Source organism: Collinsella sp. AM34-10 (assembly GCF_003469185.1).
Lineage (GTDB): Bacteria > Actinomycetota > Coriobacteriia > Coriobacteriales > Coriobacteriaceae > Collinsella.
Map to the genome: position 1 here is coordinate 101,658 of NZ_QSIL01000004.1, position 20,906 is coordinate 122,563.

The 20,906-nt window shown below is 61.8% G+C and carries 24 protein-coding genes and 2 tRNA genes; 25 read left to right on the forward strand and 1 reads right to left on the reverse strand.

The window, feature by feature from the left end; translation table 11 throughout:
• The first annotated feature begins 212 nt into the window (after window positions 1–212).
• The 24 genes from cpaB (at window position 213) to proC (ending at window position 19,107) form a co-directional block, all read left to right on the forward strand.
• A complete protein-coding gene (gene cpaB, locus DW823_RS05065; protein ID WP_233542995.1) occupies window positions 213–872 on the forward strand; it encodes a Flp pilus assembly protein CpaB in 660 nt (219 codons plus the stop codon).
• Window positions 872–2,515, forward strand: a complete 1,644-nt coding sequence (locus DW823_RS05070) for a P-loop NTPase (protein ID WP_118080792.1) — start codon at window positions 872–874, stop codon at window positions 2,513–2,515. The genes cpaB and DW823_RS05070 overlap by 1 nt, the downstream gene beginning before the upstream one ends.
• Window positions 2,512–3,840 (forward strand): CpaF family protein, encoded by a 1,329-nt coding sequence (locus DW823_RS05075; protein ID WP_118080794.1) that lies wholly within the window; start codon window positions 2,512–2,514, stop codon window positions 3,838–3,840. Before DW823_RS05070 ends, DW823_RS05075 begins: the two co-directional genes overlap by 4 nt.
• Window positions 3,813–4,739: a type II secretion system F family protein gene (locus DW823_RS09920; RefSeq protein WP_233542997.1), complete on the forward strand. Its 927-nt coding sequence runs from the start codon at window positions 3,813–3,815 to the stop codon at window positions 4,737–4,739. The genes DW823_RS05075 and DW823_RS09920 overlap by 28 nt, the downstream gene beginning before the upstream one ends.
• Window positions 4,736–5,377 carry a type II secretion system F family protein gene (locus tag DW823_RS05085; RefSeq protein ID WP_118080796.1) on the forward strand — a complete coding sequence of 214 codons (642 nt, stop codon included), beginning with the start codon at window positions 4,736–4,738 and terminating at the stop codon, window positions 5,375–5,377. The genes DW823_RS09920 and DW823_RS05085 overlap by 4 nt, the downstream gene beginning before the upstream one ends.
• A 10-nt stretch (window positions 5,378–5,387) precedes the next feature.
• Window positions 5,388–5,621: a Flp family type IVb pilin gene (locus DW823_RS05090; RefSeq protein ID WP_117770508.1), complete on the forward strand. Its 234-nt coding sequence runs from the start codon at window positions 5,388–5,390 to the stop codon at window positions 5,619–5,621.
• Window positions 5,585–6,148 carry a hypothetical protein gene (locus DW823_RS09675; protein ID WP_147350656.1) on the forward strand — a complete coding sequence of 188 codons (564 nt, stop codon included), beginning with the start codon at window positions 5,585–5,587 and terminating at the stop codon, window positions 6,146–6,148. Before DW823_RS05090 ends, DW823_RS09675 begins: the two co-directional genes overlap by 37 nt.
• Window position 6,149: 1 nt before the next feature.
• Entirely contained in the window at window positions 6,150–6,368 is a 219-nt protein-coding gene (locus DW823_RS09680) for a hypothetical protein (protein WP_147350657.1), read from the forward strand.
• Window positions 6,325–6,843 (forward strand): TadE/TadG family type IV pilus assembly protein, encoded by a 519-nt coding sequence (locus tag DW823_RS05100; protein ID WP_233542999.1) that lies wholly within the window; start codon window positions 6,325–6,327, stop codon window positions 6,841–6,843. The genes DW823_RS09680 and DW823_RS05100 overlap by 44 nt, the downstream gene beginning before the upstream one ends.
• 76 nt (window positions 6,844–6,919) lie before the next feature.
• Complete coding sequence (locus tag DW823_RS05105) at window positions 6,920–8,980, forward strand: hypothetical protein (protein ID WP_118080802.1); 2,061 nt, start codon at window positions 6,920–6,922, stop codon at window positions 8,978–8,980.
• Window positions 8,980–9,456 (forward strand): hypothetical protein, encoded by a 477-nt coding sequence (locus DW823_RS05110; protein WP_118080804.1) that lies wholly within the window; start codon window positions 8,980–8,982, stop codon window positions 9,454–9,456. The genes DW823_RS05105 and DW823_RS05110 overlap by 1 nt, the downstream gene beginning before the upstream one ends.
• Window positions 9,453–9,812: a DUF192 domain-containing protein gene (locus tag DW823_RS05115; RefSeq protein ID WP_233543000.1), complete on the forward strand. Its 360-nt coding sequence runs from the start codon at window positions 9,453–9,455 to the stop codon at window positions 9,810–9,812. The genes DW823_RS05110 and DW823_RS05115 overlap by 4 nt, the downstream gene beginning before the upstream one ends.
• Before the next feature lie 58 nt (window positions 9,813–9,870).
• Window positions 9,871–10,137 carry a hypothetical protein gene (locus tag DW823_RS05120; RefSeq protein ID WP_118080806.1) on the forward strand — a complete coding sequence of 89 codons (267 nt, stop codon included), beginning with the start codon at window positions 9,871–9,873 and terminating at the stop codon, window positions 10,135–10,137.
• A complete protein-coding gene (locus tag DW823_RS05125; protein WP_118080982.1) occupies window positions 10,137–10,421 on the forward strand; it encodes a ribbon-helix-helix domain-containing protein in 285 nt (94 codons plus the stop codon). Before DW823_RS05120 ends, DW823_RS05125 begins: the two co-directional genes overlap by 1 nt.
• A gap of 135 nt (window positions 10,422–10,556) precedes the next feature.
• Window positions 10,557–10,629 (forward strand) — tRNA-Phe (locus DW823_RS05130).
• A 289-nt stretch (window positions 10,630–10,918) separates the two neighbouring features.
• Window positions 10,919–11,980 carry a glycoside hydrolase family 5 protein gene (locus tag DW823_RS05135; RefSeq protein ID WP_118080808.1) on the forward strand — a complete coding sequence of 354 codons (1,062 nt, stop codon included), beginning with the start codon at window positions 10,919–10,921 and terminating at the stop codon, window positions 11,978–11,980.
• Window positions 11,981–11,986: 6 nt separating this feature from the next.
• The gene (rsmI, locus tag DW823_RS05140) at window positions 11,987–12,865 is read left to right on the forward strand and encodes a 16S rRNA (cytidine(1402)-2'-O)-methyltransferase (protein WP_118080810.1); all 879 of its coding nucleotides are present in this window, start codon (window positions 11,987–11,989) and stop codon (window positions 12,863–12,865) included.
• 69 nt (window positions 12,866–12,934) lie between these two features.
• Window positions 12,935–14,536 (forward strand): methionine--tRNA ligase, encoded by a 1,602-nt coding sequence (metG, locus tag DW823_RS05145; protein ID WP_118080812.1) that lies wholly within the window; start codon window positions 12,935–12,937, stop codon window positions 14,534–14,536.
• Window positions 14,537–14,643: 107 nt separating this feature from the next.
• The gene (rsmA, locus tag DW823_RS05150; RefSeq protein WP_118080814.1) at window positions 14,644–15,504 is read left to right on the forward strand and encodes a 16S rRNA (adenine(1518)-N(6)/adenine(1519)-N(6))-dimethyltransferase RsmA; all 861 of its coding nucleotides are present in this window, start codon (window positions 14,644–14,646) and stop codon (window positions 15,502–15,504) included.
• A complete protein-coding gene (locus DW823_RS05155) occupies window positions 15,494–16,411 on the forward strand; it encodes a TatD family hydrolase (protein WP_118080816.1) in 918 nt (305 codons plus the stop codon). Before rsmA ends, DW823_RS05155 begins: the two co-directional genes overlap by 11 nt.
• 43 nt (window positions 16,412–16,454) lie before the next feature.
• Window positions 16,455–16,541 (forward strand) — tRNA-Leu (locus DW823_RS05160).
• A 306-nt stretch (window positions 16,542–16,847) separates the two neighbouring features.
• Window positions 16,848–17,786: an SPFH domain-containing protein gene (locus tag DW823_RS05165; protein ID WP_118080818.1), complete on the forward strand. Its 939-nt coding sequence runs from the start codon at window positions 16,848–16,850 to the stop codon at window positions 17,784–17,786.
• Window positions 17,787–17,792: 6 nt separating this feature from the next.
• Window positions 17,793–18,263 carry a 23S rRNA (pseudouridine(1915)-N(3))-methyltransferase RlmH gene (gene rlmH / locus DW823_RS05170; RefSeq protein ID WP_117839810.1) on the forward strand — a complete coding sequence of 157 codons (471 nt, stop codon included), beginning with the start codon at window positions 17,793–17,795 and terminating at the stop codon, window positions 18,261–18,263.
• Between the two features lie 73 nt (window positions 18,264–18,336).
• Window positions 18,337–19,107, forward strand: coding sequence for a pyrroline-5-carboxylate reductase (proC, locus tag DW823_RS05175; protein WP_118080820.1), 771 nt, complete (start codon window positions 18,337–18,339; stop codon window positions 19,105–19,107).
• Between the two features lie 156 nt (window positions 19,108–19,263).
• Here proC and DW823_RS09845 read toward each other — a convergent pair whose 3' ends face one another.
• The gene (locus DW823_RS09845; RefSeq protein ID WP_199574351.1) at window positions 19,264–19,437 is read right to left on the reverse strand and encodes a DUF6724 family protein; all 174 of its coding nucleotides are present in this window, start codon (window positions 19,435–19,437) and stop codon (window positions 19,264–19,266) included.
• 111 nt (window positions 19,438–19,548) lie between these two features.
• On the opposite strand from DW823_RS09845, the gene serS reads away from it, so the two are divergent.
• Window positions 19,549–20,832 (forward strand): serine--tRNA ligase, encoded by a 1,284-nt coding sequence (serS, locus tag DW823_RS05180; protein ID WP_118080822.1) that lies wholly within the window; start codon window positions 19,549–19,551, stop codon window positions 20,830–20,832.
• The last annotated feature ends 74 nt before the right edge of the window (window positions 20,833–20,906 follow it).

The following is a 20,906-nucleotide window of genomic DNA, read 5'->3' on the forward strand; positions in this document are numbered from 1 at the left end:
GGCGGTTTTTTTCTTGCCGATGTGTCTTTAAACGTGCGTTTTGCCGACGTGCTGACCAAAACCTTGCCACGAGCTTGACGGACCGGTCAGCTTTTGGTCGGCAATTGGTTTGACACTCAAAACCAAGATCGCGATCGCGTCGTTTTGCTGCTTGCCCGCTCGGACAATGGTGGTACGGGCATCCGCCCGGTGCTACCTTGAGAGGAGCGGCCGTGAACAAGAGCAAGCGCATCGCCATCAGTCTGATCGCGGGCGTGCTCGCCGCGTTGCTCTGCATGGTCTACGCATCGTCGATCCGCTCGCGGGCTGAGCAGGCCCAGGCCGAGACGCTGGCCAAGTATGGCGGCGATCGCGTCGAGGTGTGCGTCGCGGCACGCGATATCGATGCGGGCGAGACGCTTGACGAGACCAATGTCATAACCCAGGAATGGCTGGCGAGCCTACTGCCGCGCGATGCGGCGACCGAGTTGCGCCAGGTGCGCGGCGACGTGACGACCTCACGCATCCCTAAAAATGCCGTGATTTGCGATGTCTACACCAAGGCCGAAAGCCACACGTTCGAGGTGCCCAAAGGCAAGGTCGCCGTTTCGGTGGCGGTCGATGCCGAGCATTCGGTCGGGGGCGCCACGGGCGTGGGCAGCTACGTGGACGTGTACGTGCAAAAGGACGGCGTGACCGATCGGCTGTGCGGCGCGCGCGTAATCGATACCAGCGAAGATGCCGGCGCCACGCGTGAAGGCAAGATCGAATGGGTGACGCTGGCGGCCGACCCCGAAGACGTTAAGGAATTGCTGGGGGCCTCGGGTAAGGGGACGGTCAGTTTGACGATTCCCGCCACGGTGCGCGACAAAAAGAGCGGAGGCGACGAGTGATGAAAGCGATCTGGCTTGCATGCTGCGCGTGCGGTGATTACGGATTGCTGCAGCGGGAAGTCGAGGGCCGCGATGCGGGCGCGCAAGTGCTTCGCGTGGGCGACCTGGATGGGCTGGTGTCCATGGCACGGGCGTTTCCGTCGCGTCGCGGGGCGGCGATTATCGCGGCAGCCCTGTTCGATGCCGAAGACGTGCGAAAGACCGTTGCGCGCCTGACGGCCGAGGGCCGCGTGAGCCGCGTGGTCGTACTGATAGAGACGCTCGATCCTTCGGATATCGAGGGGCTGTTTCGCGCAGGGGCGACCGAGGTTATCGCTGCGCGCAGCATATGCGGCAACGGGCGCGCGGGCGAGGAAACGGTTGATTACGGCCGGTGTATGACGATTGAGCCCGATGCTTTTGTTGATAGGGAACCCGGGGCGCCTCGCGCTACAAGAGGCCCGCGTGTTGATGATTGTGGAAAAGCGGAAGCCGAGCATGGTCGGTGTCCCCGGGACCCCCTTGCATACGATGAAGTCGGAGAGCCGGTGCCGTATGGCGAGGATCTTTTTGCTGTAGATATGGGATACGTGCATGGCGTGAGCCTGGTCGATGAGCTCGACGGGGTTGAGGGACTTGCCGGGAACGACAATGTTCGTGTCGATGCGACCGTGAAGTCCCCAGATTCGGCCCCGCGGACCGAGCAGCCTGCCATGCCGGCTTGGGCGCAGCATATGAGCGCTGCCGGGGAGACAGGGACGTTGCCGCCCGTGCCGGCGCCGCCTGCCCCCACGCCGTCGGCGGATGCCGCCGCTTCGTCGCATCGAGCCCCGGTTGTCTGCGCCGTCTCGGGTTCGGGCGGTTGCGGCAAGTCGACGATCGTCGCCGCCATGGCGCACGCGGCGTCGCTGCTGGGCCTGCGCGCTGCCGTGCTCGACTTGGACCTGATGTTTGGAAACCTCTACGACCTGTTGGGTGCCGATGCCCCGCATGACATGGCGACGCTTATCGAGCCATCGGCTGCGGGCGCACTTGCCGAATCGGACATCGTGGCCGCCTCGATGCGCGTGGCTCCGGGCGTCACGCTTTGGGGCCCGGTCGCCGCGCCCGAACAGGCCGAGCTCATGGCGCGTCCGGTAGAGCTGCTGCTCGACGTCTTGCGCCGCGAATCCGACGTGGTTCTTGTCGACACCTCGGTCTTTTGGGGTGACGCCGTGGCGGCCGCGGTGGCGGCAAGCGACCGTTGTCTGGTCGTGGGCGATCCATCGGTGTCGTCTGCGACGTCCGCGGCACGCGTCATCGAGTTGGCGAGCCGTGTGGGCGTGCCGCGCACGCGCATGAGCGCCGTATTCAACCGGTTTGGCGCGCGCGGCGCCGACGAGGATGTCGCCATGCGCTTTGAGATTACCTGCGCGTTGAGCTCCAAGATCCGCATCGCCGACGGCGGGCAGGACTTGGCGGCGCTCATGGCATTCGGCCGTGCTGACGAGGCAGTGGGCCAGACCAGCGCTTTTGCCACCAGCGTGCGCGAAGCCGCGCGCAAGATGCTCGTGGAGCTGGGCTGCGCCGTCGGTCCCTGGAGCGATATGGTCACCGACCGTGCGACGCGTACCGAGCGCCCGCGCATCCGTCTTCCCTGGTCGCGCGAGGGTGATTCGCGATGAGTTTGCAAACAAGGATTAAGGAAGCCGGTGCGGCCGCGGCGACAGTGCCTGTTGATGCGGGACGCCACCGTGCCGTCAAGCGCCGCACCAAACGCGCCGTGATGGACCGCATGGGCTATGACGAGGTGGCGCGTATCAGCGCATACATCGATCCGGCGCGCGCCCGCTCGGAATTGCGTCCTGCGGTGGAGGCGGCGCTCAACGTGGAGGAGGCGATCGACCTGGCGACGCCCGAGCGCGAGACCATCATTGACGAGATTTTGGATGACGTGGTGGGCCTGGGCCCGCTGCAGCCGCTCATCGAGGACGACACCGTCACCGAGATCATGGTCAACGGTTGTCGCTCGGCTTTCTTTGAGCGCGGCGGCGTCTTATATCCCATCGAGCATGCGTTTGAGGACGATGAGCAGATCCGCGTGCTCATCGACCGCATCATCTCGCCGCTGGGTAGGCGCATCGACGAGCGCAGCCCCATCGTCAACGCTCGCCTCAAGACGGGCTATCGCGTCAACGCGGTGATCCCGCCTGTGGCGATCGATGGGCCAATCCTCACCATCCGCAAGTTCTCAGACCGCATCTGTTCGTTGGACGAGCTTGTGGGCCTGGGGTCGCTACCGCTTTGGTATGCGCAGCTGCTGTCGTGTGCGGTGTCGCTGCGTCAAGATCTGGCGGTTGCGGGTGGCACGGGATCGGGTAAGACCACGCTGCTCAACGCGTTGTCGTGCGAGATATCCACCGGCGAGCGCATCGTGACGATCGAGGATTCCGCCGAGCTCAAGTTTGCGCATCACCCGCATGTGGTTCGCCTGGAGGCGCGCGAGGCTTCAATTGAGGGCGAGGGCGCGGTGACAATTCGCGACCTGGTGACCAACGCCCTGCGCATGCGTCCTGACCGTATTGTGGTGGGCGAGGTGCGCGGCGCGGAATGCTGCGACATGTTGCAGGCCATGAACACCGGGCACGATGGGTCGCTCACCACGCTTCATGCGGGCACCGAGCAGGAGACCGTGGTGCGTTTGACGCTGCTTGCGCGCTATGGCATCGACCTGCCGAGCGAGCTTATCGAGGAGCAGATTGCCATGGCGCTCGACGGCATCGTGATGTCCGAGCGCCATGCGGACGGCAGGCGTTTCGTGTCCTCCTATTCGGGGGTGCGACGCGGCACATCAGGCGGCGTGGAGCTTGAGCGCTACGTGACGTTCGATGCCGCCACGCGCGCCTGGACGCTCGATCGCGAGCCTCCGTTTATCGCAGAGGGCCTGCGCTCGGGAACGCTCACGCAAGAGGAGGTGGACGAGTGGAGATCGTTGTGCCCCTCGTCGTAGGGGGTTTGACAGGACTTTCTGCCGCGGTGGCGTGCGGGGCGGAGCCTCGTGCGCCGCGCGTGCCGCCGGCGGAGCTGGTCAGCCATGCGCTTGAGTTGGTTGCCGAGAAGCTGCCGCGCGAGTTGGTAGAAAACGACCTGCTAAAAAAGATCGCCCGCTCCTGGGCGGCGCTGGTTCCAGCACATCGCGTTGGCCTTGTTATCGAGGATGACGAGGCGCGCCTGGCATGCTTGCTGCTATCGAGTGGTGTCTGCGGCATTGCCCTGACTGCCGTATCGCTGTCGCCTATCGGCTTTGTTCTGGGGCTGCTCGCGCCGTTTGGCGTAGGCGCCGCTCGCGACACTTTCGACCGTCGCCGCGAGCAACACGATGTGGAAGAAGCCATGCCCGAGGCCTTTACGGCGCTCTCCATGTCGCTCGCCTCGGGTCATTCACTGGCCCAGGGCATGAGGTTTGTGGGAACTCACGCGCAAGAGCCGGTGCATACCGAGTTTTTGCGCGTGGCGGCGGCGATCGACTGCGGCGTCTCGGCGACTGATGCGTTGGATGACCTACTCGACCGTATCGATGCCCCCGGCCTTTCGCTTGTCACTTTGGCACTCAAGGTGTCGCAGCGAACCGGTGCCCCGCTTGCCGACCTGTTATCCGAGGCATCGAGCATGGTGGGGGAGCGCATTGAGCTCAAACGCCGCTTGGACGTCAAGACGTCGCAGGCTCGTATGTCGGCACATATGGTCTCGGCGATGCCGGCGGGTATGTGCGCGGTGCTGGCGCTGCTTTCGGCCGACTTTCGCCGCGGCCTTGCAACGCCGGCGGGTGCAGGTGCCGTGGTGCTGGGACTTGCTCTCAACGCCGTCGCCCTGGTGGTCATCCGACGCATTATGCGGGTGGAGCTATGAGCGTCTTGGTCGGGGCCGCGGCGTGCCTGTGCGCGCTCAGTGTGTTTGTCGCGACGGGGCTCAATCGTGCGGACGCATGCAAGATCGCCCAGGTCTGCAAATGCGAGGCGCTGCTGGTTGTCGCGGCTGCCCGCTCGGTGACCAATGCCCTGGTAACACGGTTGAAGGGCATGCTCGGCACGGGTGGTGCGACGCAGGTGTCGCTTGGCGAGGTGTCCGAGATGATCGACGTGGTGCGTCTGGGACTTTCGGCTGGCCTTTCGTTCGATGCGGCGCTTGAGGTTTTTTGCGCCAATCGCCGATCGACGTTGGCGCTCCGCCTTGAGCGAGCCTGCATGGCGTGGCAGGTGGGCGTGGGGACGCGCGAGGACGAGCTCCTGGCGGCCGCGCGCGACCTGGATGTGCGGGCGCTCGAGACCTTTGCCATCACGGCGGGGCAGGCGCTTGCCCTCGGTGCCCCGCTTGCCGAGACGCTGGCAGCCCAAAGTCGCGAGATTCGCGCGGCCCATCGTGCTGCAGTCGAGCGCGAGATCGAGCGCGCGCCGGTCAAGCTGCTGATTCCCACCGGCACGCTCATCTTGCCGGCGTTGCTTCTGTCCATATTGGGCCCGCTGCTGGGAGCAGGCGGGATGATGTAGGGAGGAATACATGAATACGATGACTGACGTTGCTGGCAAGGTCTGGAGTTGGGCGTTTTGCCAGTCAATTCACGCTCGCCAGCGTGCCGAGGAGCTGCTGCGGGAGGAGAGCGCGCAGGGCACCACCGAGTACGCCATCCTGGTCGGTGTGCTCGTGGTGATCGCCATCATTGCCATCGTCGCATTTAAGGGCAAGGTCCAAGATCTATGGAGCGCTATCAGCGAGGGCATCAACAGCCTGTAGAGGGCGCCCGTCCCGTCAGCGCGTTGCTGGTGCTCGCCTGTGCGGTCGTGGCGGTGGCAGTGGCGGTTTGGGGGCTTAACGCAGCACGGCAACAACGTTTAGGGGTTGCCGCGGATGCGGGCTCGGGTTCGGCTGCGGCGTCTCAAAAAGACGATGCGCGAGACGCGGACGATGCGAATGCCGTCGTCACGGCGCAAACGTTCTTGCAAGCACTCGACGAGCGAGCGGACGCTGCAACGGGTTCACCTGCAAACAATGCCGTCGCTGTTCGTCTCGCATGGTCCGAGTGCCGACCGATGACCGAAGCGACGGCGGATATGCTGCGTTCCTATCGCGAGGTGCCTACGGCGCAACTTGCTCTGAGCGGCTATCTCGACATCAAGGGCAACGTGTGGGGCGCCATCGTGCGTGACGGACGCGGCTGGGTCGATATGGTGACGGTTGCCGCGGATGCTGGTGATACTTCGTGTCGCCTGCGCGTGGTCCGCCTGACCCCGCAGACAACGAACTCAAAGGAGGGGTCGTGAAATGCATGATGTCCTGCGCGAGGAATCTGCCCAGGCAACGGTCGAATACGCCATCGTCACGGTGGCGCTGCTTTCCATCGTGCTGGCGATCGCGGGGCTTTGGCGTGCCGGTGCCGATGGGCGCTTGGCGGCGCTGGTCGAGCGGGCGGCGTCTCACGGCGTCACTTCGACATCGGTTGTCGACGCTGCTGCGGGTTCTAAGGACATCGTGCTGTATTGATGTCGCGCGCGAGGACCGGGCGCAGTCTACGGTCGAGGCGGCATTCCTGCTGCCGACGTTTCTGACGCTCGTCCTGTTGGCGCTGCAGCCGGTGTGCCTGCTCTACACGCGCGCGGTCATGGAGTCTGCCGCCGCCGAGACCGCGCGGCTCATGACCACGACGACGGTGGGGGATGACGAGGATATTAAGGAGTTCGCCCGCCGCCGTCTTGCCGCGGTTCCCGACGTTTCGATTTTTCATGCCGGCGGGCCCCTGTCGTGGGATATCGAGCTTGGTCGGGCCGATGCGGGCGGCGCCTCGTCCGTTTCCGTTACCGGCGAGGTTAAACCGCTGCCCGTGATCGGCGCGTTTGCGCAAGCTATGGGTAGCGCGGGCCAAAACGGTTATGTCGAGCTTAGGGTCGATGTCTCGTATCGATCGCGTCCCGAGTGGCTGGAGGGAGACTATGGTTCATGGATTGCTGCATGGGATTAAGCGCTGCCTGTTGAAGATGACGAGGGGACTTGCGTGCCGTTGCCGACCGCGTGCTCGCTGCAAGCGAGGAGGCTTTATGGGTCGAGCCGGTATCGACCTGTTTATCGAAGACGGTGCCTATACCACGCTCTCCTCTGCTGTGGTCATCTTGGTGGTGCTCACGTTGCTGTTTTCGTCGACGGCGGCGATATGGAGCATGTCGCGTGCCGGGGATACCCAGGTGGCGGCCGATAGCGGCGCGCTGGCGGGTGCCAATGTAGTGTCGTCCTACCATACGGCTGCCACGGTGGTGGATGCGAGCATTTTGAGTTTGGGCCTGGCGGGGTTTGCCACGATCGGCACCGGCTTGATCGCCATCCTTATTCCGGGTGCCGAGCTTGCCGCGGGCGATATGGTCGACACGGGAATCGAGATCATTAAAACGCGCAACAAGTTTGCCAAAAGCGCCTCCAAGGGCCTGCAGAAAATCGAGACGGCTCTACCGTATCTGGTTGCCGCGCGAGCTACGCAGACGGTTTCGGCGCAGGAAACCGAGGGTGTGACCTATACCGGTACGGCGCTTGCCGTGCCCAGAACGTCTGAGTCGGATTTCGTTGCGCTCGAGGGTTCCGAGATCTCGACCGATGCCATTAAAGACGCATCGAAAGATCTGGAACGCGCAGCAGATGAGCTGCAGAAGGCCTCGGAGGAGACGGCGAAAGCAAAAGAACGCGCCTGGCTTGCGGATTGCGGCGGGTCGGATCCGGCTTCGGTCGGCAGCCGCTCATGCATGTGGGAACGCGCGAAGAGCCTGGCAAAGCTCTCAGGTGAGCAGAACCCGCATTATGCCTCGAGCGTTACGTGGGAGCCACAGGTGGCGCTCGACCGCGCAAAAGCTTACTACCGTCAGCGTCTGGCAGACGAAAAACCGCAGGGTTCAAGCGTCGAGACGAAGGCGGAGTCGGCGGCGCGCAAGGCGTTTTACACCTATGCGAGCGCAGAGGTCAATCGCGCATATATAACCGAAGACGGAGACCGGGCCACTTCCTATATTCCGTTGTTGCCGCGCAACACTGACGAGGTGCGAGCGACGGAACTCTATACCGATGCGGCGTGGCCAACCAGTACCAACGATGACAAAACGTATCTGCATTATGGAACGAGCTGCCCCAACTATAAGAAAGGGACACCAGGCGGGCTAGCTTCGGTCGCTGCTTATGACGGGCAGGACAAGTGCAACAGATGCCATTTTGGCGTTTCGTCGCTCGGCGCCGTTGCGGCTCCTTCGACTTCTATCGAAAACGGCTTCGAGTACCACTTTGATCGATTCAAAAACGCCCTGGAGAAATACGTCGAATGCCGCAATAAAGAGCTCGAGCTCATGCGCCAGACCGAGGACGAGGCTGACCGTGCGGGCAATGCGTTTGACGAGGCCATTAAAGCGCTTTCGGGCGAGCGCCCGCGTATCGCTCCGCCCGGTCGCAACGGCGTGGTCGCCTTTGCGGTTTCGGGTGCCATCTCGAGCCCCGATGAGCTCAACTCTTCGTTTAACACGACAGTCGGACTTGGCGAGCGCGGCGCGATCTCTGCTGCGGTGCTGGCACCCGATGACGCGACGGCGCAGAACAACGTTCTCTCGCGGTTTTTCTCGACGTTGGAGGAGCGTTCGGGTGGCGTTGCCGGCGTACTCGATGGCGTCATGGATGTTTGGGGACGGCTGCTTGTGGGATACGGAGACATCCAGGGCTCGGCCGACGAGCTTATGGATGAGATGATCGATGATCTGGGAGGGGGCAGCGGTGCGTTGGGCTCCATTGCGTCGTGGCTTGGCGATACCGTTTCGGCGTCCGTGGCGGCGCTGGGCTTGGAGCCGTGCGACTTGCGCCTGCGAAAGCCGGTGCTGACCGACACCGTCAACGTCATCAAGAGCCCGGGGTCTGACATCACAGGTCTTTCTAAAGTGCAGGACAAGGTACGAAGTATTCCGCTGGGCGTGACCGACCCCAAGGCGCTTTGCGAGGCGCTGGAATATCAAGTCGAGCGCACCATCAGCGGCACGGTGTTCACGCTTGCGGAGATTCCGCTGCCCGGCGGCGGTTCCATTCCACTTACCGTCGATGTCGCCACACTGGCGGGTGCCCTGGGCGGTGGGTCGTAATGGGCATCCGCACGCGCCTGCGCGAGGAGCGCGCCCAGGCGACGGTCGAGATGGCCGTGGTCACGCCTGTCCTGCTGGTTCTGGCACTTATCGTGTACAACGTCATGGTCTTTGCCAGCGCGGTCGCGCGCTTCGATCGCGTGGTGCCCGATATCGTGCTAGCGCATGCCGTGGCGCCGAGCGGGGAGGGCGATGGCAGCTCCATCGATGCCTCCGCGACCGTTCAGGCTCAGATTCAACATGCCATGGAAGGCTATGACTTGCTGATCGAGGTCTCGAGTGAACAGGGTGCGACGACATCGGATGGCGGCCTGCTTTCGCTTTCCGGCACGTTTAGGACCTATACCTGCACCATGCGCTATGAGCCGTGGCCGAGCTCGCTCAGCATCGCCGGCGTTTCGCTGGGGGCACCGGCACAGTTGTCGCACGGGCGCGCGGTGACGGTCGATCCGTGGCGTCCGGGGGTGGTCATGTGACCGCAGCCTCATCCTACATTGCCTACGCGCGGGCGCTCAACAAGCTGGGTTGGACGCCTGCCGAGTTTGTGGTGGCGGAGTCGTTTGCCGTGCGCCTGCGCGGCATGCTGGGACGGTCTCCGATTGCCGCAAACGGGTTGCCGCTCGTCATGGCGTTCCCACGCTGCTCTTCGGTCCACACCTGCTTTATGGCCTATCCCATCGACATTGCCTTTATCGACCGTAGCGGCAGCATCCTCGCGTGCTACGAAAACGTCTGTCCTTGGCGCATGTGTTCCTGTCCCGGTGCCTGGGCGGTGCTGGAGCGTCCTTCAATTCTCGCTACGCCTCCCGCCCTCCAACAAGTGCCGGCGTAAGAATTGGCGACAGCGGACTTTCGTCATACGAAATTGGGTAAGATGGAGGAGAAGATGCATGGATGTTGAGATCCATCCCAACGCCAAAAAACACTTGACGGAAAAGCAGGTGCTTGGTGCCTGGTTCGCGGTTACTGAGTGCATTCGACGCGAGTCGGAGGACGAGCCGCCGAGATGGCTTGCCATTGGATGGCTTCCAGATGGTCGAAGTGTGGAACTTGTTGCGGTCGAACTAATTCGTGGATGGCTCATTATTCATGCCCTGTCTCCGGTTCAGAAGAAATTCTGGCAAGAGATCGAGCGAGCTCGGAAGAGGGGTCGATGATGTGCAAGGCGTATACGGCTGCCAATGGTCAGGTTATAACGGATGAAATGATTGACACGTGGTGCGAGTCGTACGAGCATGGCGAGTTTCCGGACGGCGAGCATACCGTTGGGGGGATCGTGCACGGGCGGCCTCCACTCTCAAGCGAAGGGACGGCAACGCTATCGGTCAAGATTCCCCTAGGGATGAAGGAGGCGATCCGTCGACGGGCGGCGGCTGAAGGAATGACGCCAAGTGAGTTTGCCCGTGCAGCCCTGAGCGAAAAACTTCTTGCGGTGGGTTGATGTCTCTAATGTGCTGTTCTATAGGGTCGGACTTGTGGCTGATGCCGTGCTCAAAAACTTTTTTCAAATTCTCGGTTGACCGGAGCGCGTCCTTGGTTATACTAATCAAGCCTTGAAACAAGGCACACCTCAAATGGCTGGGTAGCTCAGTTGGTAGAGCAGAGGACTGAAAATCCTCGTGTCAGGGGTTCGATTCCCTTCCCCGCCACCTTGAATTGACTAGGACCTCTGCAAAGGGGTCCTTTTCTTTTATGTGGACCCGCGGAAATGCATCCCGTTATTGAACGAGAAAACGGCATGCGCTTTCCGGCGCTTGCTTCCGACGTGCGTGCACATCTCGGCGCACTAGCTCGGGCCCGCCCCAGACATTCCTCCCGCTTTTGCGCCACTTTACAGACCGTTCGGTCGTCTGTCCGCACGCGCGGGTATACTCAAAACGATACTTTTCCTATGCAATACGATGCAGGCTCGGCCTGCACGATCCGAAGGGGGCAGTGATGGAGAGGACACTCGGCGTTAATCTCTCTGGCTGGTTTATTCCCGAGCCTTGGGTGACCCCGTCGCTATACGCGGCGACCGGTGCATCCAACGCGGCCGAGCTGCAGGAGGCCATGGGCACCGCCGCCTATAACGAGCGCATGCGCCGTCATTACGAGACGTTTGTGAGCGAGGACGATTTTCGCCGCATGGCGCAGATCGGTCTCAATGCCGTGCGCCTGCCGGTGCCCTGGTATGCCTTTGGCTCGCAGGAGTCCGATGCGTCCTACATCTCGGTTGTCGACTACATCGACCGTGCAATTGAGTGGGCTGCCAAGTATGACATCCGCGTGCTGCTCGATCTGGCGACGGTGCCCGGTGGCCAGGGCGATTCCAATGATTCGCCCACCACGCCGGAGGCTGTTGCCGAGTGGCATTCGTCCACCAACGGCCGTCATGTCGCGCTCGACGTGCTCGAGCGCTTGGCCGATCGCTACGGCGAGGCCGAGAGCCTGCTGGGCATTGAGCTGCTGGATACGCCACAGATGAGCGTCCGCAAGAGTCTCTTTACCATGACGGATGGCATTCCGGCCCACTACCTACGCAATTTCTATCGCGATGCCTACGAGCTCGTCCGTTCGTATATGCCCGAGGATAAGATCGTCGTCTTCTCGTCTTCGGGGCATCCCAGCGAGTGGAAGCATTTTATGCGCGGCGCCAAGTACAAGAACGTCTACATGGACCTTCACCTGTACCATTACCGCGACGAGCATGCGCTCGACATCACGAGCCCCCGCGGGCTGACGACGGCGATTTCGCGTAACAAGCGCGAGCTTAAAGAAGCGATTTCGACTGGGTTCCCCGTGCTGGTGGGCGAATGGTCGGGTGCGGCGATCTTTGCCAACTCGTCGGTTACGCCCGAGGGCCGCAATGCCTACGAGCGCGTGTTTATCGCCAACCAGCTGGCTTCGTTTGCGCCGGCTGCCGGTTGGTTCTTCCAAACGTGGAAGACCGAGAAGCGCATTGCAGCATGGGACGCTCGCGCGGCGCTCGGTACGCTCGAGCGCGGCATGATTGAATAGGTTGATATGACGCAAAACAGCGCCCACACGGGCAAACTCTATGTGGTCGGTACGCCCATCGGTAACCTGGGCGACCTGTCCCCGCGCGTTGGCGAGGCGTTTGCCGTCGCCGATGCCATTTGCTGCGAAGACACGCGTGTGACGTCAAAGCTGCTGATGCACCTGGGAATTTCCAAGCCGCTTGTCCGTTGCGACGAGAATGTGATCGCCAGCCGTGCCGCCGGTCTGGTCGACCGTCTGTTGGCGGGGGAGACCCTCGCCTTTGCCTCGGATGCCGGTATGCCGAGCGTGTCAGACCCCGGCCAGGCGCTGGTCGAGGCGGCGCGCGAGGCTGATGTGCCCGTCGAAGTTATCCCCGGGCCCTCTGCTTGCGTCACGGCGCTCGTTTCGTCCGGCATTCCCTGTGAGCATTTTTTCTTCGAGGGCTTTTTGGGCCGAAAGCACGGCGACCGCGTGCGTCGTTTGCAGCGCCTTGCCGTGGTGCCCGGCGCACTCATCTTCTACGAGTCTCCACATCGCATCGTGGCGACGCTCGAGGCCGTGGCGGAGGTCTTTCCCCAGCGTGAGGTTGCCGTCTGCCGCGAACTCACCAAGCTGCACGAGGAGGTCTTGCGCGGGCCCGCCGCCCAGCTCGCCGAAGAGCTGCGTGCTCGCGGCGAGGTAAAGGGCGAGATTGCGCTGGTCATCGCGCCGCCGAGCGAGGACGAGGATGCCGGCATCGTGCCGGTTGGCGCCGCGGCAGCGGATCCCGACGAGGCCCTGCGCGAGGATATCCGCGCCGCACTCGAGGAGGGGGAGCCCGCCTCTGCGGTGGCCAAGCGCCTGTCTCAGAAGTATTCGCGCCGCAAGCGCGATGTCTATGCCATAGTGCTCGATATGCAATAGATGGAGGATATCCAGCCCTTGCGCTAGAATCATCCCCTGTATGCAACGTTTTTCTGGAGGACAAACCCCATGGATCAAAGCAAGCCTTCGTTCTTTATCACGACGCCCATCTACTACGTCAACGCCGATCCGCACCTGGGCACGGCTTATTCCACCATCATCGCCGACGTTCAGGCTCGCTATCGCCGCTCCGCCGGCTATAACGTCAAGTTCCTGACCGGCATGGACGAGCACGGCGAGAAGGTCGCCGAGGCCGCAGCCAAGCATGGTATGACGCCGCAGGAGTGGACCGACAGCCAGGCCCCGCGCTTCAAGGAGCTTTGGAGCAAGCTCGAGATTTCCAACGACGACTTCATCCGCACCACCGAGCCGCGCCAGCATCATGCCGTGCAGTACCTGTGGGAGCGCATGAAGGAGTCCGGTTACCTGTATAAGGGCAGCTACGACGGCTGGTATTGCGTGCCTGACGAGACCTACTTCACCGATACGCAGGTCCAGAAGGGCGACGAGGAGTACGGCAGCGTCGGCCAGCACCTGTGCCCCGACTGCCACCGTCCGCTTGAGCGCGTGCAGGAGGAGTCCTACTTCTTTAAGCTTTCCGCCTTCCAGGACAAGCTGCTCAAGCTCTATGACGAGCATCCCGACTTTGTCGAGCCTGCGTTCCGCATGAACGAGGTGCGCAGCTTTGTCGAGGGCGGCCTTAACGACCTTTCCGTGAGCCGCACGAGCTTTGACTGGGGCATTCAGGTCCCGTTTGACGAGGGCCACGTGACCTACGTGTGGTTCGATGCGCTGCTCAACTATATGACGGCCGTCGGCTACGGTGTCGACACCGACGAGGCACGTGCCGAGCTGGCCTATCGCTGGCCCGCGCAGTTCCACATCGTGGGCAAGGACATCATCCGCTTCCACTGCGTCATTTGGCCCGCCATGCTCATGGCCATCGGCGAGGCCCTGCCCGAGCACGTTTTTGCCCACGGCTTCCTGACCGTGCGCAATGCCGAGACCGGCAAGGCCGAGAAGATGTCCAAGAGCCGCGGCAACGCTATCGCTCCGCAGGACGTTATCAACATGCTGGGCGTCGAGGGCTATCGCTACTACTTTATGACCGACGTCGTCCCCGGCACCGACGGCGCCATCAGCTTCGATCGCATGGAGCAGGTCTACAACGCCGACCTGGCCAACAGCTGGGGCAACCTCATCTCGCGTTCGCTCAACATGAGCGGCAAGTACTTTGACGGCTGCGCGCCCGCTAAGCCCGCATCGTTCGATGCGTTCGACAACCCGCTGGCAAAGATCGCCGACGGCCTGGTCGAGCGCTACATGGCCAAGATGGACGTGCTCGATTACGGCGGAGCCAAGGACGAGGTCATGGAGCTCATCCACGCCGCCAACCACTACATCGAGGACTCTGAGCCCTGGGCACTTGCCAAGGACGAGGCCAAGGCTGACGAGCTGGCATTTGTGATCTACAACCTGCTCGAGGCCATCCGCATTGCCGCTCACCTGCTGATGCCGCTCATGCCCCAGACCTCTGCCGAAGCCCTGCGCCGCCTGTCCTGCGAGGACGAGGCCGCGAGCGACGACCTCAAGGGCATTTGCGCTTGGGGCCTGCTTGCCGGTGGTCAGCCCGTCGAGAAGGGTGAGCCGCTGTTCCCGCGTCTGGGCTAAGACGCCGCGCGCCATATCGGCAATTTGCTGTTTAGATGTAAGGGCATGGCCGCAACGGTCCATGCCCTTTTGTTTCAAGACGCCGCCATCATGCTAAGGAGGCAACTATGACAACTTCGCCTTTGGCAAACCCCACGGCAACAAGGGAACTGCTAGAGGAGTTTGGCCTTGCGACCAAGCATCGCCTGGGCCAAAACTTCCTGATCGACAACCATGTGATCGAACGTATCTGTGAGCTCGCTGAGCTTGCGGGCGATGAGCGCGTGCTCGAGGTCGGCCCGGGTTGCGGTACGCTGACGTTGGCCCTGCTGCAGGAGGCGGCGTGCGTCACGTCGATTGAGGCCGATCCCGAGCTTGAGCCGGTGCTTGACGCCCACGCCGCCGACTATGCCAACTTCCGCTTTATCATGGGCGATGCGCTCAAGGTGACGCCGGAACAAATCGAGCAGGTTGCGGGCGGTAAGCCGACGGTGTTTGTCGCGAATCTGCCCTACAACGTGGCGGCGACGATCATCCTTCAGTTCTTCCAGACGATGCCCGCACTTAAGCGCGCTGTCGTCATGGTGCAAAAGGAAGTTGCAGATCGTATTGCCGCAACGCCGGGCAACAAGACCTATGGCGGCTACACGGCAAAGCTCGGCCTGTATGCGCAGGTTACGGGTCGCTTTGAGGTGCCGCCGCGTTGCTTTATGCCGGCGCCGCACGTGGACTCGGCCGTCGTGCGTATCGACCGTGTTGACGGTGTGGTGCCCGAAGGACTCGATCGCGAGTTCGTGGCCCGCGTGATTGACGCTGCATTTGCTCAGCGTCGCAAGACCATCCGCAATTCCATGAGCGCCAACGGCTTTGCCAAGGACGTGCTCGATGCCGCCTTTGAGACTTGCGGTATCGCACCCACTACGCGCGCCGAGACGCTCGATGTTGCCGACTTTGTCCGTCTGGCCCAGGAGCTCATCCATGACGCCTAATGCCGAACGCGTGACGTTTACCAAGAAAAAGAAAACGGTTGCGTGTCCGGAGCCGCTGGCGCCGCTTGCCGATACGCATGCGCACCTGCTCTCGTTTTGGGGCAAGGAGGTGCCCGAGACGCTCGTGCGCGCCAAAGCCGCGGGCGTCGACCTGTTGGTGACGATGCTCGACCCCATCGCCGACAAGCGCAGCGTGACGGACTATAGCGACTGGCTCGTGCGCGAAATTCTGCCGATGCGGGATATTCCGCAGATTAAGTATCTCGCTGGCGTTCACCCCTATGGCGCGCCGGATTATACCGATGACATTCACGCGCAGGTTGTTGCTGCGCTCGATGACCCTTTGTGCGCCGGTATCGGCGAGATCGGTCTGGACTACCACATGGATTACGACGACGACATCGCGCCGGCGCCCCACAGTGTGCAGATTGATTGCATGGCGCGTCAGCTCGAAGTTGCCGTGCGCCGCAATGTGCCGGTGGAGCTGCACCTGCGGCACGAGGACTCGGATGGGGAGCGCACCTCGCATATGGATGCGTACAACGTGCTGCGCGAGGTGGGTGTTCCTCAGGCCGGTTGCGTGCTGCACTGCTTTGGCGAGGATCGAGCCACGATGGAGCGCTTTGTGGATTTGGGCTGCTATATCGCCTATGGTGGCGCGGCCACCTTTAAGCGCAACGACGACGTGCGCGAGGCATTTGCGGCAACCCCGCTCGATCGCATTTTGTTCGAGACGGATTGCCCGTATATGGCGCCGGAGCCCATTCGTGGTCTTGAGTGCGAGCCGGCAATGATTTCCATCACGGCAAACACGCTAGTCAATGACCGTGTCGATCGTACCGGTGAGGATCCTGAACCGATTGCGCAGGCCGCCTGGGAAAATGCTCGCAAACTTTTTCAAAAATAGTTCTTGCGTTCGCGGTGGCGCTCCGTTATTCTAATTCCTGCACGCGGGCGTGGCGGAATTGGCAGACGCGTACGGTTCAGGTCCGTATGGGGGCAACCCCATGAAGGTTCAAGTCCTTTCGCCCGCACCATTAAATGAAAGAGCTCCCAGCAATGGGAGCTTTTTTGTTATGGGCCCATTGCAGGGACTTGAACCTGTGAAGGAGCGAGCGCAAAGAAAACGCGGAGCGTTTTTAGCGAGCTGGCGAGGACGCCGGCAGGCGGCCGAAGCCGGTGCGGATCCGCGAAGCGGATACGCGGACGTCCTTTCGCCCGCACCATTAAATGAAAGAGCTCCCAGCAATGGGAGCTTTTTTGTTATGGGCCTCCTGTTGGTGTCACGTGGCTGCTTCGTGCGGGTATCCTAGTGTCAACGTGTGCCTATCAGAGGAGAGACCATGCTGGTGTCCGGTATTATCGCTGCTCTTACGAGCTTTCTACTTCCCATCATCATTTTGTTGCTGCTGCTCCCCAACGCCTGCTATGTCGTTGAACAGCAGCATGCCGTGATCATCGAGCGTCTGGGCAAGTTTAACCGCATCGTCAACGCGGGCTTCCACATGAAGGTGCCCGTGATCGACCGCAAGGCCGCCACGGTGAGTCTGCGCACCATGAAAAACGGTTTTGGCATCGACGTTAAGACCCAGGACAACGTGACCATCGGCCTTGAGGTCTCTGCTCAGTACCACGTGAGCTATGACATGGGCGCCGGCCCGGCAGATTCGGGCATCTACAAGAGCTACTACATGCTGCAGGAGCCCGTCGACCAGATGCGTGATTTCATCACCGACGCCCTGCGCTCTTCCATCCCTGTCTATACGCTCGATGAGGTCTTTGCCAAGAAGGATGACATCGCCAAGGACGTTAATGCCACCGTGTCCGAGCAGATGGCTGCCTACGGCTTTACCCTCGTGTCGACACTCATCACCAAGATCGCGCTGCCGACCGAGGTCGAGAACTCCATGAACGACATCAATGCTGCCCAGCGAAAGCGCGCTGCTGCGCAGGAGCTCGCCGAGGCCGACCGCATCAAGCGCGTCACCGAGGCGACCGCCGAGGCCGAGGCGATGGAAAAGGCGGGCGAAGGCATCGCCAACCAGCGCAAGGCCATCGCGCTGGGCATCAAGGATTCGCTCGAGATCATCCAGGAGACGGGTGTCGGTAACGACGAGGCCAACCAGCTGTTCATGTTTACGCAGTGGTCCGAGATGATGACAGAGTTCGCTCGCACGGGTAAAACATCGACGGTCGTACTGCCGAGCGATTTCTCGCAGTCGGCCTCGATGTTCGAGCAGATGCTGACCGCCAGCAAAGTTCAAAACGATTCGAAGGAGTAGACGCGCGTGAAATACACCGTCGTTTGCGTCGGTAAGCTCAAGGAGCGCTTTTGGAAGGACGCGTGCGCTGAGTACACCAAGCGCCTAGGTGCCTATGCCAAGGTGGATATCCGCGAGGTGGCCGATATCGACCCGGCTAAGGCGGGCGGCGTGGATGCCGCACGCGACAAGGAGGGTGCGGCGATTCTCGCAGCCCTGCCGCCTCGAGCGCATGTGATCCTGCTTGCCATTGAGGGCAAAGAGCGCTCGAGCGAGGAGCTTTCGGCGCGGCTCGACGATCTTATGCTGCGTGGTAACAGCGACATCGCCTTTGTGATTGGTGGATCGGACGGCGTGAGCGATGACGTGCGCACACGAGCCGACGAGATGCTCAGCTTTGGACGTATTACCTTGCCGCACAACTTGGCGCGCGTGGTGCTGCTGGAGCAAATCTACCGCGCCTGCAAGATCAGCCGTGGCGAGCCGTATCACAAATAGGTCGGCAATACGAAACAATGCCGTGGGACAATAGCCTTCGTTTTGAAGAGCGTGTCTGAGAGGACTATGAGATATGAAGATCGGATTTGTCGGTTTTGGCAATATGGCGAGCGCTATGGCCGATGGCTGGATCGCCGCCGGTGTGGCTGCGAGCGATATGTGCGCCTGCGCGGGCCACTACGACGCCTTGGTCGAGCGTTGTGAGGCACGTGGGATGGTTGCCTGTCGTGATGCGGCGGAGGTTGTCGCCGCATCCGATATCGTGGTTGCTGCGGTCAAGCCATACATGATTGAGAAGGTCTTCGCTCCGCTCAAAGAAACCCTTGCCGACAAGGTTGTCCTTTCGGTCGCCTGGACCTGGGATAGCGCCAAGTGGGAGCAGGTCCTGCCGGGTGTCGCACACATCTCGACGGTGCCCAACACACCGGTTTCGGTGGGCGAGGGCGTTATCGCCTGCGAGAAGGCTTCCACGCTTAGCGATGAGCAGCGTGCCACGGTGCTCGGTCTGCTCGGAAAGCTTGGCACCGTCGTCGAGCTCGATTCGAGTCTGCTGTTTGTGGGCGGTACCGTGGGCGGTTGCGCACCGGCATTTGTCGCCATGGCGATTGAGGCCTTGGGCGACGCGGCCGTCAAGCACGGTATCCCGCGCGCCGATGCCTATCGCATTGTGAGCCAGATGGTGCTGGGCACGGCAAAGTTACAGCTTGCGACTGGCCAGCATCCTGCGGCGATGAAGGATGCCGTATGCTCACCCGGTGGCGCCACCATCAAGGGCGTCGTCGCGCTCGAGGACGCCGGCATGCGCAGCGCCCTGGTCAAGGCCATCGACGCCACCCTCCAGTAAAACCTGCCATTTAGGGACAGGTTTATTTTGGCAGGTTTTCCTGCGGTTTTATCTCTATAGCAAAAAGCGCCTCGCAACTGGCTCAATTCCAGTTGCGAGGCGCTTGCGTTTGCCCAGATAAAACCGACCAAAATAAACCAGTCCCTTTTTGGCAGGTTAGTCCCAGAAGCTGTCTTGATCGTCCTCGTCCTTGGGGCCGCGGTCGACATACATCTTATGGGTGCGCTTCTCCATTACAAAGGCAAGAATCGCAAACAGTAGGATGCCGCCGGCGAAAAGGATGGCAAAACCGGTGCGGGTGCCAAACAAAAAGGAAAAAACTGCGTCCATTGGGTGCCTTCTTGCGTAGTTGGGTTGGGTCGTAAACGCTCATAAGTATATACTTGCCCATACATGTACAAGGTTGCAACCTAAATGGAATGTATATCGCCGGAGGATCTAATGCTTGATATCAAGTTTGTTCGCGAGAACCCCGATGCCATCGATACCGCCATGGCCAACCGCCAGACGTCTTGGGATCGAGAGAAGTTCTTCGAGCTCGACGACGAGCGCCGTGCCGTCATCACCGAGGTCGAGGAGCTCCAGGCCACGCGTAATGCCGAGTCCAAGAAGATCGGCGCCCTGATGAAGGAGGGCAAGAAGGACGAGGCCGAGGCCGCCAAGGAGGCCGTGCGCGCCGTCAACGAGAAGATTGACGGTCTGGCCGAGCGCCGCACCGCTCTCGAGCAGGAGCAGTACGACTTTATGGCTCACCTTCCCAACATCCCTTGCGAGGCCACGCCGTACGGCAAGGACGAGGACGAGAACATCGAGCGCCGTCGTTGGGGCACCCCGCGCGAGTTCGACTTCGACTTTAAGCCGCACTGGGACCTGGGCACCGACCTCGACATCCTCGATTTCGAGCGCGGCAACAAGCTCTCCGGCAGCCGCTTTACCGTTCTCGGTGGCGCCGGCGCCCGTCTTGAGCGCGCCCTCATCAACTTCTTCCTTGACACGCACACCAGCCGTGGCTTTAAGGAGTGGTGGCCGCCCATCGTCGTCAAGCGTCAGACCATGTTTGGCACGGGTCAGCTGCCCAAGTTCGAGGACGACGCCTATCACGTCTCGGGCGACAACTTCCTGATCCCCACCGCCGAGGTCGTGCTTACCAACCTGCACGCCGGCGAGGTTCTCGATGCTGATACCCTGCCGCGCCGCTACACCGCCTTCACCCCCTGCTTCCGCGAGGAGGCCGGCTCCGCTGGTCGCGACACCCGCGGTATCATCCGCCAGCACGAGTTCGACAAGGTCGAGATGGTCAAGTTTGCCAAGCCGGAGGAGTCCGACGAGGAGCTCGAGAGCATGACCGCCGAGGCCGAGTTCCTGCTTCAGCAGCTGGGCCTTCCGTATCGCGTGATTAGCCTGTGCACCGGCGACCTGGGCTTCTCTGCCCGTCAGACCTACGACATCGAGGTCTGGCTGCCGAGCTACAACGCCTACAAAGAGATCAGCTCCTGCTCTAACTGCGGCGATTTCCAGGCCCGTCGCGCCAACATCAAGTATCGCGACCCCGAGAACTTCAAGGGCTCGCGCTACCTGCACACCCTCAACGGTTCCGGCCTGCCGGCTGGCCGCACCATGGCCGCCATTCTGGAGAACTACCAGAACGCCGACGGCACCATCACGATCCCCGAGGTTCTGCGTCCCTACATGGGCGGCCTCGAGAAGATCGAGCCGGTCGCGTAAGCTAGCTGCATAGGCGATTTGCGAGGGCGCTCCTTTTAGGGGCGCCCTTTTTGTGTACGGCTATACCATGCCGT

Excerpts from the sequence above, each read along its gene's own strand:
- DW823_RS09675 (WP_147350656.1), top strand. The coding sequence starts at position 5,585 with ATGGAGCGCTATCAGCGAGGGCATCAACAGCCTGTAGAGGGCGCCCGT.
- DW823_RS05075 (WP_118080794.1), top strand. The coding sequence starts at position 2,512 with ATGAGTTTGCAAACAAGGATTAAGGAAGCCGGTGCGGCCGCGGCGACA.
- DW823_RS05120 (WP_118080806.1), top strand. The coding sequence starts at position 9,871 with ATGGATGTTGAGATCCATCCCAACGCCAAAAAACACTTGACGGAAAAG.
- DW823_RS05085 (WP_118080796.1), top strand. The coding sequence starts at position 4,736 with ATGAGCGTCTTGGTCGGGGCCGCGGCGTGCCTGTGCGCGCTCAGTGTG.
- rsmI (WP_118080810.1), top strand. The coding sequence starts at position 11,987 with ATGACGCAAAACAGCGCCCACACGGGCAAACTCTATGTGGTCGGTACG.
- DW823_RS05090 (WP_117770508.1), top strand. The coding sequence starts at position 5,388 with ATGAATACGATGACTGACGTTGCTGGCAAGGTCTGGAGTTGGGCGTTT.
- rsmA (WP_118080814.1), top strand. The coding sequence starts at position 14,644 with ATGACAACTTCGCCTTTGGCAAACCCCACGGCAACAAGGGAACTGCTA.
- serS (WP_118080822.1), top strand. The coding sequence starts at position 19,549 with ATGCTTGATATCAAGTTTGTTCGCGAGAACCCCGATGCCATCGATACC.
- DW823_RS05125 (WP_118080982.1), top strand. The coding sequence starts at position 10,137 with ATGTGCAAGGCGTATACGGCTGCCAATGGTCAGGTTATAACGGATGAA.
- DW823_RS09845 (WP_199574351.1), bottom strand. The coding sequence starts at position 19,437 with ATGGACGCAGTTTTTTCCTTTTTGTTTGGCACCCGCACCGGTTTTGCC.
- DW823_RS05155 (WP_118080816.1), top strand. The coding sequence starts at position 15,494 with ATGACGCCTAATGCCGAACGCGTGACGTTTACCAAGAAAAAGAAAACG.
- DW823_RS05070 (WP_118080792.1), top strand. The coding sequence starts at position 872 with ATGAAAGCGATCTGGCTTGCATGCTGCGCGTGCGGTGATTACGGATTG.
- proC (WP_118080820.1), top strand. The coding sequence starts at position 18,337 with ATGAAGATCGGATTTGTCGGTTTTGGCAATATGGCGAGCGCTATGGCC.
- DW823_RS05105 (WP_118080802.1), top strand. The coding sequence starts at position 6,920 with ATGGGTCGAGCCGGTATCGACCTGTTTATCGAAGACGGTGCCTATACC.
- metG (WP_118080812.1), top strand. The coding sequence starts at position 12,935 with ATGGATCAAAGCAAGCCTTCGTTCTTTATCACGACGCCCATCTACTAC.
- DW823_RS05135 (WP_118080808.1), top strand. The coding sequence starts at position 10,919 with ATGGAGAGGACACTCGGCGTTAATCTCTCTGGCTGGTTTATTCCCGAG.
- DW823_RS05165 (WP_118080818.1), top strand. The coding sequence starts at position 16,848 with ATGCTGGTGTCCGGTATTATCGCTGCTCTTACGAGCTTTCTACTTCCC.
- DW823_RS05110 (WP_118080804.1), top strand. The coding sequence starts at position 8,980 with ATGGGCATCCGCACGCGCCTGCGCGAGGAGCGCGCCCAGGCGACGGTC.
- DW823_RS09680 (WP_147350657.1), top strand. The coding sequence starts at position 6,150 with ATGCATGATGTCCTGCGCGAGGAATCTGCCCAGGCAACGGTCGAATAC.